The organism is Pseudomonas sp. TMW 2.1634, from assembly GCF_001703595.1.
GTDB classification, from domain to species: Bacteria; Pseudomonadota; Gammaproteobacteria; order Pseudomonadales; family Pseudomonadaceae; genus Aquipseudomonas; species Aquipseudomonas fragi.
Genome location: NZ_CP016849.1, coordinates 3,878,154 through 3,893,135 on the forward strand (window position 1 = coordinate 3,878,154; position 14,982 = coordinate 3,893,135).

The following is a 14,982-nucleotide window of genomic DNA, read 5'->3' on the forward strand; positions in this document are numbered from 1 at the left end:
TCCTCAAAGGTCGGCTACCAAAGATTGAAAACTTGGCATAATTTGTGCCGACAAAATGCGCGCAGAGTATAGGGGCGACGAAGCCCCTATTCAACTGTCAGGTAGTGATTTCCGACTGCGCGCTACATGAGGAAATGTTTCAGCGGATGTGAGCAAGCACTCCTTGCAGCTCATCCAGAGAATTGTAACCAATCACTAACTGGCCTTTTCCCTTCTTTCCGTGGCGGATCTGCACCGCAGAGCCTAGCCGCTCTGCCAGACGCTGTTCGAGCCTGGCAATGTCCGGATCGGCTTTTACCGGTTCAGCGGGCTCTTGTTTGCCGCTCAACCACTGGCGAACCAGGGCTTCAGTCTGACGTACCGTCAGGCCTCGTGCGACAACGTGTCGCGCCCCTTCAACCTGCTGAGCGTCAGGCAAACCGAGCAGTGCCCGTGCGTGGCCCATTTCCAGGTCGCCATGGGACAGCATGGTCTTGATCACTTCCGGTAAGGAAATCAATCGCAACAAGTTGGCCACAGACACCCGGGACTTGCCCACAGCGTCGGCCACTTGCTGTTGAGTCAGCTGGAACTCTTGCTGCAAGCGCTGCAAGGCGACGGCTTCTTCAATCGGATTGAGGTCTTCGCGCTGGATGTTCTCGATCAACGCCATCGCAATGGCGGTTTCGTCCGGCACGTCTTTGACCATCGCCGGGATGGTGTCCTTGCCAGCCTGTTGGCTGGCGCGCCAGCGACGCTCACCGGCGATGATCTCGAAGCGGTTGCCTTCGATCGGACGCACCACGATCGGTTGCATCACGCCCTGGGTGCGGATCGAGCTGGCCAGTTCTTCGAGCGCCTGCGGATCCATGTCGCGACGAGGCTGGTACTTGCCGCGCTGGATCAGGTCCAGGGGCAGGTGTTGCAGTTCGCTTTGATCAACCTTGACCGCTTGCTCTTCCAGCGAGCTGACCGTTGGACCACTCAGGAGTGCATCCAGTCCGCGTCCGAGACCTCGTTTCTTGACGGCCATGGGATTTCCTTAAGTTGGCTGAGGCGTGCGGGTAGAACGACGTTGACGACGAACCAGCTCGCCTGCCAGGGCAAGGTAAGCAATCGCGCCACGGGAATTTTTGTCATACGCCAGCGCCGGCATGCCGTAGCTCGGCGCTTCGGCCAGGCGGATGTTGCGCGGAATCACGGTGTCGTAGAGCTGCTCACCGAAGTGTTCCTTGAGCTGCGCCGATACATCGTTCATCAGGCTCAGGCGCGGGTCATACATGGTCCGCAACAGGCCTTCGATCTTCAGGTTCGGGTTGAGCAGCTCGGCGATGCGCTTGATGTTATCCACAAGGTCGCTCAAGCCTTCGAGTGCGAAGTACTCGCACTGCATGGGGATAATGACCCCGTCGGCAGCCACCAGAGCATTCAGAGTCAACATCGACAGCGACGGCGGGCAATCGATCAGGATGTAATCGTAGCTCTCGCGAACCGGTGCCAGGGCCGTGCGCAGACGGCTTTCCTTCATCTGCATTTCGAGCAGCACGACTTCGGCTGCCGTCAGGTCGCGGTTGGCCGGCAGAAGCTGGTAACCACCGTGCTCGGAAACATGCATGGCTTGCGCCAGGTCGCATTCGCCGATCAGCAGGTCGTAGACCGAATTCTCAAGGCCGTGTTTATCCACACCGCTACCCATGGTGGCGTTGCCCTGTGGATCGAGGTCGATCAGCAGTACGCGGCGCTTGGTCGCGACCAGCGATGCTGCGAGGTTGATACAGGTGGTGGTTTTACCCACACCACCCTTTTGGTTCGCTATTGCGAATACCTTAGCCATTCTTGCTTGCGTTCCCAATCATGCCGTGCGGCGCAGTATCAGCAGATGGCGTTGGCCTTGGCAACCCGGAACGGTCAAGGCGTGTTCGCTATCTAGACGAAAATCAGACGGCAATGCTACCAGCTCATCGGCCGGATGGACGCCCTTCATTGCCAACCAGCGCGTTTCGCTGTTGCCCAGGTGACGGGTCCAGTTGCTGAAATTCTCCATGCTGCTGAAAGCCCTGGAAACAATTCCGTTGAAAGGCTGCTCAGGCTGGAACTCTTCGACGCGACTGTGGATAACTTGCAGGTTATCCAGCTTCAGCTCGAGTTTTACCTGGGTCAGGAAACGGGTTTTCTTGCCGTTGCTGTCCAGGCAGGTCACTTGCGACTCGGGAAACAGGATCGCCAGGGGAATACCCGGCATGCCGCCGCCACTGCCCACATCCAGCCAACGGCCGTTTTCGATGAAGGGCATCACGCTCAGACTGTCGAGCAAATGGCGCGACACCATTTCGTCCGGGTTACGCACAGCCGTGAGGTTGTAGGCCTTGTTCCATTTGATCAACAGGGCCAGATAACCCAGCAATTGCTGATGCTGGCTTTCGGTCAGTGCAACGCCCAGCTGGCGTGCCCCTGTGGATAACTCTTCGGCGTGTTGTGCGGTTACCAGCGAACTCAAGCGTTTTGCTCCAACGTGCGGCCAGCGCCGCGCTTTTTCAGGTGAATCATCAACAGGGAAATCGCCGCGGGGGTCACACCCGGGATACGCGAAGCCTGGCCCAGGGTCTCGGGACGGGTAGCGCCCAGCTTGCTCTGGATCTCTTTCGACAGACCGGAGATGGTCGTGTAATCGATATCCACAGGCAGCTTGGTGTTTTCACTGGCACGCAGACGAGCAATTTCGTCCTGTTGACGATCGATATAACCGGCGTACTTGGTCTTGATTTCAACCTGCTCGGCAACCAGCGGATCTTCTGCGCCCTGCCCGGTCACTTCAACCAGACCGGCGTAATCGATTTCGGGGCGGGTCAGCAGGTTGAGCAAATTGTATTCATGGGTCAGCGGCGTGCCGAACTTGGCTGCAATGGCATCACCCTGCTCGGTACCCGGGCGAACCCAAGTGCTTTTGAGGCGCTGCTCTTCCTGCGCGATGCTTTCGCGTTTGGTGCAGAAAGCCGCCCAACGGGCGTCGTCGACCAGGCCCAGTTCGCGGCCTTTTTCGGTCAAACGCATGTCAGCGTTGTCTTCGCGCAGGATCAGGCGGTATTCGGCGCGGGAAGTGAACATCCGGTACGGTTCTTGAGTACCCAGGGTAATCAGGTCGTCGACCAGCACCCCGATGTACGCTTCATCACGACGCGGGCACCAGCTTTCCTTGCCCTGTGCGAGCAATGCAGCGTTGGCGCCAGCCAGCAAACCTTGCGCACCGGCCTCTTCGTAGCCGGTGGTGCCATTGATTTGCCCGGCAAAGAACAAGCCGCCGATAACTTTGGTTTCGAGGCTGTACTTGAGGTCACGCGGGTCGAAGTAGTCGTACTCGATGGCGTAGCCCGGACGCACGATATGGGCGTTTTCCATGCCGCGAATCGATTGCACGATCTGGATTTGCACATCGAACGGCAAGGAGGTGGAAATCCCGTTCGGGTACAGCTCGTGGGTGGTCAAACCTTCCGGCTCGATAAAGACCTGATGGCTTTCCTTGTCGGCAAAGCGATGGATCTTGTCTTCGATCGACGGGCAATAACGCGGGCCTATACCTTCGATCACACCGGAATACATCGGCGAACGATCAAGGTTGGACGCGATGATTTCGTGTGTCCGTGCGTTGGTATGGGTAATCCAGCAGCTGACCTGGGCCGGGTGCTGTTCCTTGTTGCCCATGAACGACATCACGGGAATCGGGGTATCGCCCGGTTGCTCGGTCATGACCGAGAAATCCACAGAGCGGCCATCGATACGCGGTGGCGTACCGGTTTTCAGGCGGCCCACTCGCAATGGCAGTTCACGCAGACGGTGTGCCAAGGCGATCGAAGGTGGATCACCGGCGCGGCCGCCCGAGTAATTCTGCATCCCGATGTGGATAAGTCCACCGAGGAAGGTGCCTGTTGTCAAAACCACGGCATCAGCCATGAAACGCAGGCCCATTTGGGTCACTACGCCACGCACTTGATCCTGTTCAACGATCAGGTCATCAGCGGCCTGTTGAAATATCCACAGGTTGGGCTGGTTTTCCAGAATTTCGCGTACGGCCGCCTTGTACAGGATGCGGTCGGCCTGTGCGCGGGTTGCCCGCACTGCCGGGCCTTTACGGCCATTGAGTACGCGGAACTGAATGCCGCCTTTATCGGTGGCAATCGCCATCGCGCCGCCAAGGGCATCGATTTCTTTAACCAGATGGCTTTTACCAATCCCGCCAATTGCAGGATTGCAGCTCATTTGCCCGAGGGTTTCCACGTTGTGGGTCAACAGCAGGGTTTTTACGCCCATGCGTGCTGAAGCAAGTGCAGCCTCGGTTCCGGCGTGACCGCCGCCGATGACGATCACTGCAAAACGGGAAGGGAAATTCACCACGCACCTCGTGCCTGTTACTAGGGGTTTTTTGGATAGACCGCGAAGTATAGGGACTTCGCCCTTCTTAAAGAACCCTTTGCACAAAATTTAACCAGCTGTGGATAAGGGCAAGATAGATAAATAAATAGAGAAGAAATTTATAAAGCTTTGTTTTTATGTTTATTTCTACTGAGGCACCTTTCTGTGGATAGATTGCTACAGACCATATTCTATCTACTGTACAGAGAATCAAAAGTCTGTGGTTATGCACCGATGAGGGGTTGGGATAAGTGCTTTAAGCCTGTGGGTAAAACAGGTGCTTATCCACAGGGGTGGTTGTCTTCAGTTTTAAGGCCTACTTACCCACTGATCTGAAGGGCAGTTATGCACAGGGCTTATTCCCTTGTTTGAACGTTTCAGGGCCCATAAACAGGCAGCCGAAAACCGCTTGCAGGCGCATTCCAGCAAGCGGTCGGATGATCGGTCGGTGATTAAAGTGATAAACGGTAGAGGCCGGCAGGCTTACACAGCTGTTTTCAGCCAGCCTGTGGGTGATGCCTGGAGCTTGTGGGTCATTCCGATTGCCGTGATAAACAGCTCATCGTGAGAAGTGACCACCAGCGTTCCCCGGTACTGATTGAGCATGCTTTGCAGTGCCAGAATCGAAGGCAAATCCAGATGATTGGCGGGTTCATCGAGTAACAGCAGCGGTGGTGGCACCTGGGCATAAAACACGCAGGCCATCGCGGCTTTCAATCGTTCGCCACCACTGAGTTCCCCGCATGGCAGGCAGACCTGATCGGCATTGAGGCCCAATTGCGCCAGCCGGGTACGCAATTGACCTTCATTCAGTTGCCGGTTGAGAGACTGCAATTGATCAAGAACTGAGCGATCCGCTGCCAATATCCCCAGGTTCTGATCCAGATAAGCGGTGCTGACGAAGGTATGTGCGCGGCCCGAAACAACCGGCAGTTGCCCGGCCAGCACCCTGAGCAATGTCGATTTGCCGCAACCGTTCGGTCCCAGCAAAGCCACGCGCTGGCCACGGGCAAGGGTTAGATCGATGGCGCGCAAATGTTCTGCACCCTGGGGCAGGCGCGCATTAATCAATTCTGCAATTTGCGCCGGTGTACTCAAACAATCTTGAGGTGGGTGGACAAAGATAGCCTGCTGCTCTTCAACCCGGTTCGCGGCCAGGCGGACTTGAGTATCCAGCAGCTCACGCGCTGCATCCTGTTGCATGCGCAGTTTGCCGCTGCTGGCCTGGCTACGCTGCTTTTGACGTCCCAGCAGGATTTTTGCCTGATTGGCCTCGCTGGCCTGCTTGTTACCCCGCGATTGTCTGCGCTCAAGGCTTTCCCTTTGCTCACGCAATACCTGTTCCTGCCGCTTGCGCTCAAGCCTGGCCACGGCCAGTTGATGTTGCGCTGCTTCCCCTTGCTGGGCCCTGGCCTGTGCATAAAACGAGTAACCACCGCCATAGCCGGTGAGCCCCAAGGATGACAGCTCAAGGATGCGCTCCATCCGTTCGAGCAAATCGCGATCATGGCTGATGACCAGCAAGCCGTTGGGCCACCGCTCTAACTGTTCATGAAGGGCCCTGCGGTGTTGTCGATCCAGATGATTAGTCGGTTCATCCAGGATCAGCAGGTCGGCTTCAGCCATAAAGGCGCCCATCAGTGCCACGCGCATGGCTTCGCCACCGCTCAGGCTTGAGGCGGGTGTGGAGGGCGTCAGGTGTGAAAGGTTGTTGTGCCCCAGTTGATCGTGCAATTGCTGGCGGATAGCCCAGCGATCACCGACGCAGTCAAAGTCCGCTTGCGCGCTGCTGCCTTGCTCTATGCGCTCAAGCGCGGCAAGGATGGGTTGCACACCGGCGAGGCAGGCAACGGTCTGTTCGGGATCCGGACTGATTTGCTGAGCCAAGTAATGCACAGAGCCGTTGCGAATGCAGCGGCCTCTTGAGGGGGCAATATCTCCGGCGATCAGCTGCGCCAATATGCTTTTACCCACACCATTTCTACCCACCAGGCCGGTGCGGCGTTGGTCGAGGTGCAGATCAAGATCAGAAAACAGGCAACTGCCACCAGGCAGATGATAAGAAACGCTTTCCAGCGTCACACAGGTCACGAGAGCCATACGCACTCCAAAGATGCACAGATCTACCCCCTGTTGCAGGGGAATGAAGAACTGGCCGCAAGCATCGCGGCGGCATCAATTGCGCATTGGACTAATACCTCGTGTGAATGTGTACCGCAAAAGTATAGTGCAAGACTTGTAGGCGCGGGCTTGCTCGCGATGGCAGTGACGCGGTGTACCTGTCACACCACGGCGATCCAATCGCTAGCAAGCCCGCTCCCACAAGGTTGAGGGGTTATTTACCGATACAAAAGCTCGAGAAAATCCGCCCCAGCAGGTCATCCGAGCTGAACGCCCCGGTAATTTCGCCAAGGGAATGTTGCGCCTGACGCAAATCTTCGGCCAGCAGCTCCCCTGCACCCGCCAGGGTCAGTTGTGCCCTGCCGTGCTCAAGTGCATGGCTGGCGTGCTGCAGTGCCTCCAGATGGCGTCGGCGTGCGCTGAAGCTGCTCTCCGAGGTCTGCTCATAGCCCATGCAGGCTTTAAGGTGTTCGCGCAGCAAGTCCAGCCCCTCTGTGGATCTGGCACTCAGGCTGATGGTGACGTGGCCATCTTCGCTGACTTCCAGGGCAATGTTCTCACCGCTCAGATCCGCCTTGTTGCGGATCAAGGTCACTTTCGCCGGATCCGGGCGCTGTTCCAGAAACTCTGGCCACAGGGCAAACGGGTCATCCGCTTCCGGCGCCGTGGCATCGACCACCAGTAACACCCGATCAGCCTCGCCAATGGCTTTGAGTGCCCGCTGCACGCCGATTTTTTCCACATGATCGTCGGTGTCGCGCAGGCCGGCAGTGTCAACCACGTGCAACGGCATGCCATCGATGTGGATATGTTCGCGCAACACATCACGGGTGGTACCGGCGATCTCGGTCACGATTGCCGCTTCACGACCGGCCAGGGCATTGAGCAGGCTCGACTTGCCAGCATTGGGCCGCCCGGCAATCACCACGGTCATGCCGTCGCGCAGCAAGGCCCCCTGCCCGGCTTCGCGCTGAACTGTGGATAACTCTTCGCGCACCTTGTCGAGCATACCGAGCACATGGCCATCGGCCAAAAAGTCGATTTCTTCTTCCGGGAAATCAATCGCCGCTTCCACATAGATGCGCAAACTGATCAATTGCTCGGTCAAGTTATGCACACGTTGAGAGAAAGCCCCCTGCAGGGAGCGCAATGCATTACGCGCAGCCTGTGCAGAACTTGCCTCGATCAGGTCGGCAATCGCCTCGGCCTGGGCCAGGTCGAGCTTGTCATTCAAAAATGCCCGCTCGCTGAATTCCCCGGGGCGTGCCAGTCGGCAGCCCAGCTGGATGCAGCGCTGCAGCAGCATGTCGAGAACGATCGGGCCGCCGTGGCCCTGCAGTTCAAGCACGTCTTCGCCGGTAAAGGAGTTCGGGCCCGGGAAATACAGCGCAATGCCTTCATCGAGCACTTCACGGTTTTCGCCGTAAAAAGGGCCGTAATGGGCATAGCGCGGTTTCAGTTCGCGTTCACTGAACGCTTTGGCCGCAACACGGGCGAGCGGCCCGGAAATACGTACGATCCCCACACCACCTCGGCCTTGGGCGGTCGCTACTGCGGCAATAGTCTCAGCCGGAACACTCATAAACAGGCCTCAAAACAAAAGTGACGGATAGCAAAACGCCCCACTAGGGGGCGTTTTGAGTGGTGCTTATCAGAGTAAGTTACTCAGCGACTTTTTTGGTAGCCGCTTCGACTTTACGCGTGATGTACCACTGTTGAGCGATGGACAGGCAGTTGTTCACAACCCAGTACAGCACCAGACCAGCCGGGAACCACAGGAAGAAGAAGGTGAAGATGATTGGCATCAGCTTCATCACCTTGGCCTGCATCGGGTCCGGCGGAGTCGGGTTCAGACGCTGCTGGATGAACATGGTTGCGCCCATGATGATCGGCAGGATGAAGAACGGGTCCTTGATCGACAGGTCGGTAATCCAGAGCATGAACGGCGCCTGGCGCATTTCAACACTTTCCAGAAGTACCCAGTACAAGGACAGGAAGACCGGCATCTGCACCAGGATCGGCAAGCAGCCACCCAGTGGATTGATCTTCTCTTTCTTGTACAGCTCCATCATCGCTTGCGACATTTTCTGGCGGTCATCACCGAACTGCTCTTTCAGAGCGGCCAGTTTTGGTGCCACAGCGCGCATGCGGGCCATCGACTTGTAGCTGGCGGCCGACAGAGGGAAGAAGATCCCTTTAATCAGCATGGTCAGGAAGATGATCGACCAACCCCAGTTACCGACCAGGCTGTGGATATGTTGCAGCAGCCAGAAAATAGGCTGGGCAATGAACCACAGGATGCCGTAGTCGACTGTCAGTTCCAGGCCTGGGGACAACTCTTTGAGTACACCCTGGCTTTTCGGACCAGCGTACAGGGTAGCGCTGGTTTCAGCGGTTTTGCCCGGCTCAACGGTCAAGGTTGGGCCAGTGAAACCGATGATGTAGTTGCCCTGGTTGTCTTTGCGGGTCTGAACGACGTTGTTATCGCCTTTCTGAGGGATCCACGCGGTCACAAAGTAGTGCTGCAACCAGGCAACCCAGCCGCCTTGTACGGTTTCTTTCAGCTGAGCCTTGTCGATATCTTTCATCGACACTTTTTTGTACGGCTCTGCACTTGTCCACAGGGCAGCGCCCAGGTAAGTCGCAGTGCCGGTGGCGGTGCTGGAAGAAGGATCGGAGCTGGCATCACGCTTCAATTGCGCGAACAGGTTGCCGTTCCACGGCTTGCCGCTCTCGTTATCAATCAGATAGCTGACTTGTACATCGTACAGACCACGCTTGAGCGTGAAGCGCTTGATGTAGTTGATGCCGTTTTCGCTGAATTTCAGGTCAACAACCAGTTGATCCTGGCCTGGGGCCAGTTCGTAGGTCTTTTTCTCAGTGCTGAAAACAGGACGACCTGACGGACGGGCGTCCGGGCCATCAACGCCTGTCAGGCCACTTTGTGCCAGATAGGTGCGTTCGTTGCCGTTATCGAACAACTGGAAAGGAACATCCGGGTGATCCTGGCGACGTGGGTACAGCGGCAGACGCAGCTGGGCAATGTCACCACCCTGTGGATCAATCGCGATATCCAGAACATCCGTTTTTACATGGATGAGGTCTTTGCTTGCAGCCACCGGGGTTTCAGTCGGTGTGCTGGTATCAGTATTGGCGCTGGGTACATCGGCACTGTTCGAAGCGTTGTTACCTGAAACCGTGTCGGGCAAAGCCGGCGCGGTGGTGCTGGCGGCAACATTCTGAGTCGGCAGGGCAGCTTGGCCGTAGTCCTGGTTCCATTTCAGAACCATAACGTAGGACACGACTGCGAGAGCGACGATCAGGATCGTGCGTTTAATATCCATGATTACTCGGCCATCAAGAAGAACGGGAGGTAGGGATAGGCGGAACCGGGTCGTAACCACCGGGATTCCACGGGTGACAGCGACCTAAACGACGAAAGGTCAGCCAGCCGCCGCGCAGAAGGCCATGATTTTCGATGGCTTCCAACGCGTAGCAGGAACAACTGGGGTAGAAACGGCAGTGGCTGGCCATCAAAGGACTAATGGCATAGCGATAAAACTGGATCGGAACGAGTGCCAGTTTACGCATCAGGACTGCCTACCCCTACAGTTTCGGTTTTAACCGCTGGAACTGGCGTGTTACGGGCCAGACGCTTCCAGAGTTTGCCGAAATGCTGAATCAATTCGGGGTTCTCTACGTCACCCAAACCTTTGCGCGCGACGATAACGATATCCCAACCAACCAGTAAATCCTGGTGGAGACGAAACGATTCACGCATCAAACGCTTAAGGCGATTGCGCTCAACGGAGAGCTTTACGCTCTTTTTCCCGATCACTAACCCCAGGCGGGGGTGATCAAGATCGTTGCTACGCGCAAGGAGCAGGAGATTTTTCCCCGGAACCTTGCCGGTGGGGGAGTCAAAGACTGCCTTGAAATGTCGGGGAGTGAGTAACCGCTTTTCCCGACTGAAGTCCTGACTCACCACCATTGTCTGATTATCAAACTGCCAGACGTGCACGGCCTTTGGCGCGGCGACGCGACAGGACTGCACGGCCGTTTTTAGTAGCCATGCGAGCACGGAAACCGTGAGTGCGGGCGCGTTTGATAGTGCTTGGTTGGAAAGTACGTTTCATGTCGTGCTACCTGGTTCGTCCACAACGGGCCGGAATGGCCCCCGTTTTAAGAGACCGGCGATTCTAGAGAATGCAAGCCGATAGGTCAATTTCCAACCAACGTTTACTGCTAAATAGATGTTTGCCGTTTTGCACCTCTCGGGTGCCTGCCAACTATAGAAATAAAAAAACGAAGTATTTAAAGCTTTTTTAAAGAACTTACTACTCTTACAGAGCCCGTTCTCTGTGGATAACTCTATACAGCCCTTGTACAGCAAGGTTTTCAGAGATCAGAAAGGTTGTCCACAAGCGGTGCTTTGCCTGTGCTGCGCACGCGGATAAGCTGTGCATGAAAGGGCTCTTTATCCACAGGCTGGTTATGCACAGAGTTTTACCCCCACTTGTGCAACGAGCTCAGGCCCGCTTATCCACAGACCTTATGCACATACCATTTGTCGCTTTGTTCACAGCAAAAACCCGGTTAACCCCCTATATGCCGCACAGCTACATGTGGATAAGTGGGACCGCGGTCGCTACAATGGCGCCTGTTTTTGCCTCACCGGCTTTCAACTTAGGGGATATCCGTGTCAGTGGAACTTTGGCAGCAGTGCGTGGAGCTTTTGCGCGATGAGCTGCCTGCCCAGCAATTCAACACCTGGATCCGTCCACTACAGGTCGAAGCCGAAGGCGACGAGTTGCGTGTGTATGCACCCAACCGATTCGTTCTCGACTGGGTCAACGAAAAGTACTTGAGCCGTTTGCTTGAACTGCTTAATGAGCACAGCAATGGCATGGCGCCAGCGTTGTCCTTGTTAATAGGCAGCAAACGCAGCTCGGCGCCTCGTGCTGCGCCCAATGCGCCTCTGGCTGCAGCGGCCTCCCAACAGGCCCCGGCGCCGAGCGCTCCTGCGCCAACGGCTACAGCGGCGCCCGCCCCTGCTCCAAAGCAGGCCGAGGCCGCCAGTGAAGAGCCTTCGCGCGCCAGCTTCGACCCGATGGCCGGCGCCAGCTCGCAGCAAGCGCCTGTGCGTGCCGAGCAGCGCACCGTCCAGGTTGAAGGTGCGCTCAAGCACACCAGCTACCTGAACCGCACCTTTACCTTCGAAAACTTCGTTGAGGGCAAGTCCAACCAACTGGCTCGCGCTGCGGCGTGGCAGGTGGCAGACAACCCCAAGCACGGTTACAACCCGCTCTTCCTTTATGGCGGCGTAGGTCTGGGTAAGACTCACTTGATGCACGCGGTGGGTAACCACCTGCTGAAGAAAAACCCGAATGCCAAGGTCGTGTACCTGCATTCCGAGCGTTTTGTAGCGGATATGGTCAAAGCCCTGCAGCTCAATGCCATCAACGAGTTCAAGCGCTTCTACCGTTCGGTGGATGCCTTGCTGATCGATGACATTCAATTCTTTGCGCGCAAGGAACGGTCCCAGGAAGAGTTCTTCCACACCTTCAACGCCCTGCTTGAAGGTGGTCAGCAAGTGATTCTGACCAGTGACCGCTACCCTAAAGAGATCGAAGGCCTCGAAGAGCGTCTCAAGTCGCGTTTTGGCTGGGGCTTGACGGTTGCCGTCGAACCGCCGGAGCTTGAGACCCGCGTAGCGATCCTGATGAAGAAGGCCGATCAGGCCAAAGTTGACCTGCCCCACGATGCAGCCTTCTTTATCGCCCAGCGTATTCGCTCCAACGTGCGTGAGCTCGAAGGCGCGCTCAAGCGCGTTATTGCCCACTCGCACTTTATGGGCCGCGACATCACCATCGAGTTGATTCGCGAGTCGCTGAAGGACTTGCTGGCGCTGCAAGACAAACTCGTCTCTGTGGATAACATCCAGCGCACGGTGGCCGAGTACTACAAGATCAAGATTTCGGACTTGCTGTCCAAGCGCCGCTCGCGCTCGGTTGCCCGACCACGCCAGGTCGCGATGGCCCTGTCCAAAGAACTGACCAACCACAGCTTGCCGGAAATCGGCGACGTGTTTGGCGGTCGCGACCACACCACGGTCTTGCACGCATGCCGCAAGATCAACGAGCTCAAGGAATCCGACGCGGACATCCGTGAGGACTACAAGAACCTGCTGCGAACTCTGACAACCTGATGACACCAGCGCAGCTTATTAAGGCAAGGGACTAGACCATGCATTTCACCATTCAACGCGAAGCCCTGTTGAAACCCCTGCAACTGGTCGCCGGCGTAGTTGAACGCCGCCAGACCTTGCCGGTATTGTCCAACGTGCTGTTGGTTGTCGAAGGCCAGCAACTGTCGCTGACCGGTACCGACCTTGAGGTCGAGCTGGTTGGTCGTGTGCAACTTGAAGAGCCGGCCGAACCAGGCGAAATCACTGTGCCTGCGCGCAAGCTGATGGATATCTGCAAAAGCCTGCCCAACGATGCCCTGATCGATATCAAACTCGATGACAACAAACTGGTCGTCAAGGCAGGCCGTAGCCGCTTTACCCTGTCTACCCTGCCAGCCAACGATTTCCCGACGGTTGAAGAAGGCCCGGGCTCGCTGACCTGCAGCCTGCAGCAAAGCAAACTGCGTCGCTTGATCGAGCGCACCAGCTTTGCGATGGCGCAACAGGACGTTCGTTACTACCTCAACGGCATGCTGCTGGAAGTATCGGCCGGTATCATCCGCGCCGTGGCGACCGACGGTCACCGTCTGGCCATGTGCTCGATGAAAGCCGATATCGGCCAGCCCGACCGTCATCAAGTGATTGTGCCGCGCAAGGGCATCCTTGAGCTGGCGCGCCTGCTGACCGAGCCGGACGGCGAAGTGAGCATCGTTCTGGGCGCACACCATATCCGTGCCACCACTGGCGAATTCACTTTTACCTCCAAGCTGGTAGACGGCAAGTTCCCGGACTACGAGCGCGTGCTGCCTAAAGGCGGTGACAAGGTGGTGATCGGTGACCGTCAGGCACTGCGTGAAGCATTCAGCCGTACCGCGATCCTGTCCAACGAGAAGTACCGTGGTATTCGCCTGCAACTGGCCAATGGCCAGCTTAAAATCCAGGCCAACAACCCGGAGCAGGAAGAAGCGGAAGAAGAAGTGGGCGTCGACTACAACGGCGGCTCGCTGGAAATCGGCTTCAACGTGAGCTACCTGCTGGACGTGCTGGGCGTCATGACCACTGAACAAGTGCGTCTGATCCTGTCGGACTCCAACAGCAGCGCCCTGGTCCAGGAGTCGGATAACGACGACTCGGCTTACGTTGTCATGCCGATGCGCCTGTAACTTATGCACAGCCCACGCTAGATGTCCCTCAGCCGTGTCACAGTCACCGGGGTGCGTAACCTGCACCCGGTGACCTTCTCCCCTTCCCCCCGCATCAATATCCTGTACGGCGCCAACGGCAGCGGAAAAACCAGCGTGCTGGAAGCTGTCCATCTACTGGGGCTGGCGCGTTCGTTTCGCAGTGTGCGGCTCAACCCCGTGATTCAGCACGAGCAGCAGAGCTGTACAGTGTTTGGTCAGGTCGAACTGGCTGAAGGCGGGCACAGTGCGCTGGGGATCTCGCGGGATCGCCAGGGGGAGTTCCAGATCCGTATCGACGGCCAGAATGCGCGCAGTGCTGCGCAACTGGCCGAGATCCTGCCGCTGCAATTGATCAACCCGGACAGCTTCCGTCTCCTTGAAGGGGCCCCCAAGATCCGCAGGCAGTTTCTCGACTGGGGCGTGTTTCATGTCGAGCCGCGGTTCATGTCGACCTGGCAGCGGCTACAGAAGGCCCTGCGGCAGCGGAACTCATGGCTGCGGCATGGTACACTTGACGCCGTTTCGCAAGCGGCCTGGGACCGGGAACTGTGCCTGGCCAGTGCTGAAATTGATGAATACCGCCGCGCCTATATCAAAGCCTTGAAACCAGTCTTTGAGCAGACCCTGAGCGAGTTGCTTGATCTCGAAGGGTTAACGCTGAGCTATTACCGTGGTTGGGACAAAGACCGTGAGCTGAGTGCTGTACTCGCCGCGTCTGTCCACCGGGACCAGCAAATGGGTCATACCCAGGCAGGGCCACAACGTGCTGATTTGCGGCTTAAGCTGGGTGCAAACAACGCCGCCGATATCTTGTCGCGGGGGCAGCAGAAGTTGGTGGTCTGCGCGCTGCGCATTGCCCAAGGGCACTTGGTCAGCCAGGCCCGGCGAGGCCAATGTATTTATCTGGTGGATGACTTGCCGTCCGAGCTGGACGAGCAGCATCGCAATGCACTGTGTCGCTTGTTGGAAGACTTACGCTGCCAGGTATTCATTACCTGTGTAGACCACGAATTATTGAGGGAAGGCTGGCAGACGGAAACGCCAGTTGCCCTGTTCCACGTGGAACAGGGCTGTATCACCCAGACCCACGACCATCGGGAGTGA

13 protein-coding genes are annotated in these 14,982 nt (G+C 57.1%); 3 read left to right on the top strand and 10 right to left on the bottom strand.

Annotated features, from left to right (window positions below):
• Nucleotides 1-139: 139 nt before the first annotated feature.
• The 10 genes from BFC21_RS18290 to rpmH all read right to left on the bottom strand — a co-directional run bounded on the left by BFC21_RS18290 (nt 140) and on the right by rpmH (nt 10,643).
• Nucleotides 140-1,012 carry a ParB/RepB/Spo0J family partition protein gene (locus tag BFC21_RS18290; RefSeq protein ID WP_088378587.1) on the bottom strand — a complete coding sequence of 291 codons (873 nt, stop codon included), beginning with the start codon at nt 1,010-1,012 and terminating at the stop codon, nt 140-142.
• Between the two features lie 9 nt (nt 1,013-1,021).
• On the bottom strand, nt 1,022-1,813 hold the full coding sequence (locus BFC21_RS18295; protein ID WP_016782871.1) for a ParA family protein: 792 nt from the start codon (nt 1,811-1,813) through the stop codon (nt 1,022-1,024).
• 18 nt (nt 1,814-1,831) lie between these two features.
• Nucleotides 1,832-2,476, bottom strand: a complete 645-nt coding sequence (gene rsmG / locus BFC21_RS18300) for a 16S rRNA (guanine(527)-N(7))-methyltransferase RsmG (protein ID WP_086799502.1) — start codon at nt 2,474-2,476, stop codon at nt 1,832-1,834.
• Nucleotides 2,473-4,365, bottom strand: coding sequence for a tRNA uridine-5-carboxymethylaminomethyl(34) synthesis enzyme MnmG (mnmG, locus tag BFC21_RS18305; RefSeq protein WP_016782869.1), 1,893 nt, complete (start codon nt 4,363-4,365; stop codon nt 2,473-2,475). The genes rsmG and mnmG overlap by 4 nt, the downstream gene beginning before the upstream one ends.
• A 504-nt stretch (nt 4,366-4,869) precedes the next feature.
• Nucleotides 4,870-6,486, bottom strand: coding sequence for an ATP-binding cassette domain-containing protein (locus tag BFC21_RS18310; RefSeq protein WP_088378588.1), 1,617 nt, complete (start codon nt 6,484-6,486; stop codon nt 4,870-4,872).
• Nucleotides 6,487-6,721: 235 nt separating this feature from the next.
• On the bottom strand, nt 6,722-8,089 hold the full coding sequence (gene mnmE / locus BFC21_RS18315; RefSeq protein ID WP_086799506.1) for a tRNA uridine-5-carboxymethylaminomethyl(34) synthesis GTPase MnmE: 1,368 nt from the start codon (nt 8,087-8,089) through the stop codon (nt 6,722-6,724).
• A gap of 79 nt (nt 8,090-8,168) precedes the next feature.
• Complete coding sequence (gene yidC / locus BFC21_RS18320) at nt 8,169-9,851, bottom strand: membrane protein insertase YidC (protein WP_016782866.1); 1,683 nt, start codon at nt 9,849-9,851, stop codon at nt 8,169-8,171.
• Nucleotides 9,852-9,864: 13 nt separating this feature from the next.
• Complete coding sequence (yidD, locus tag BFC21_RS18325; RefSeq protein WP_019828647.1) at nt 9,865-10,098, bottom strand: membrane protein insertion efficiency factor YidD; 234 nt, start codon at nt 10,096-10,098, stop codon at nt 9,865-9,867.
• The gene (gene rnpA / locus BFC21_RS18330) at nt 10,091-10,492 is read right to left on the bottom strand and encodes a ribonuclease P protein component (protein WP_019828646.1); all 402 of its coding nucleotides are present in this window, start codon (nt 10,490-10,492) and stop codon (nt 10,091-10,093) included. Before rnpA ends, yidD begins: the two co-directional genes overlap by 8 nt.
• A 16-nt stretch (nt 10,493-10,508) precedes the next feature.
• On the bottom strand, nt 10,509-10,643 hold the full coding sequence (gene rpmH, locus BFC21_RS18335; RefSeq protein WP_003213577.1) for a 50S ribosomal protein L34: 135 nt from the start codon (nt 10,641-10,643) through the stop codon (nt 10,509-10,511).
• A gap of 563 nt (nt 10,644-11,206) precedes the next feature.
• On the opposite strand from rpmH, the gene dnaA reads away from it, so the two are divergent.
• The 3 genes from dnaA to recF are packed head-to-tail and all read left to right on the top strand — an operon-like array spanning nt 11,207 to nt 14,982.
• Complete coding sequence (gene dnaA, locus BFC21_RS18340) at nt 11,207-12,715, top strand: chromosomal replication initiator protein DnaA (RefSeq protein WP_083369697.1); 1,509 nt, start codon at nt 11,207-11,209, stop codon at nt 12,713-12,715.
• A 38-nt stretch (nt 12,716-12,753) separates the two neighbouring features.
• Entirely contained in the window at nt 12,754-13,857 is a 1,104-nt protein-coding gene (dnaN, locus tag BFC21_RS18345; RefSeq protein ID WP_016782864.1) for a DNA polymerase III subunit beta, read from the top strand.
• A gap of 21 nt (nt 13,858-13,878) precedes the next feature.
• The gene (gene recF, locus BFC21_RS18350) at nt 13,879-14,982 is read left to right on the top strand and encodes a DNA replication/repair protein RecF (RefSeq protein WP_016782863.1); all 1,104 of its coding nucleotides are present in this window, start codon (nt 13,879-13,881) and stop codon (nt 14,980-14,982) included.

Coding starts and splice junctions, on each gene's coding strand:
- BFC21_RS18290 (WP_088378587.1), bottom strand. CDS start 1,012: ATGGCCGTCAAGAAACGAGGTCTCGGACGCGGACTGGATGCACTCCTG.
- BFC21_RS18295 (WP_016782871.1), bottom strand. CDS start 1,813: ATGGCTAAGGTATTCGCAATAGCGAACCAAAAGGGTGGTGTGGGTAAA.
- BFC21_RS18310 (WP_088378588.1), bottom strand. CDS start 6,486: ATGGCTCTCGTGACCTGTGTGACGCTGGAAAGCGTTTCTTATCATCTG.
- mnmE (WP_086799506.1), bottom strand. CDS start 8,089: ATGAGTGTTCCGGCTGAGACTATTGCCGCAGTAGCGACCGCCCAAGGC.
- yidC (WP_016782866.1), bottom strand. CDS start 9,851: ATGGATATTAAACGCACGATCCTGATCGTCGCTCTCGCAGTCGTGTCC.
- yidD (WP_019828647.1), bottom strand. CDS start 10,098: ATGCGTAAACTGGCACTCGTTCCGATCCAGTTTTATCGCTATGCCATT.
- rpmH (WP_003213577.1), bottom strand. CDS start 10,643: ATGAAACGTACTTTCCAACCAAGCACTATCAAACGCGCCCGCACTCAC.
- dnaN (WP_016782864.1), top strand. CDS start 12,754: ATGCATTTCACCATTCAACGCGAAGCCCTGTTGAAACCCCTGCAACTG.
- recF (WP_016782863.1), top strand. CDS start 13,879: ATGTCCCTCAGCCGTGTCACAGTCACCGGGGTGCGTAACCTGCACCCG.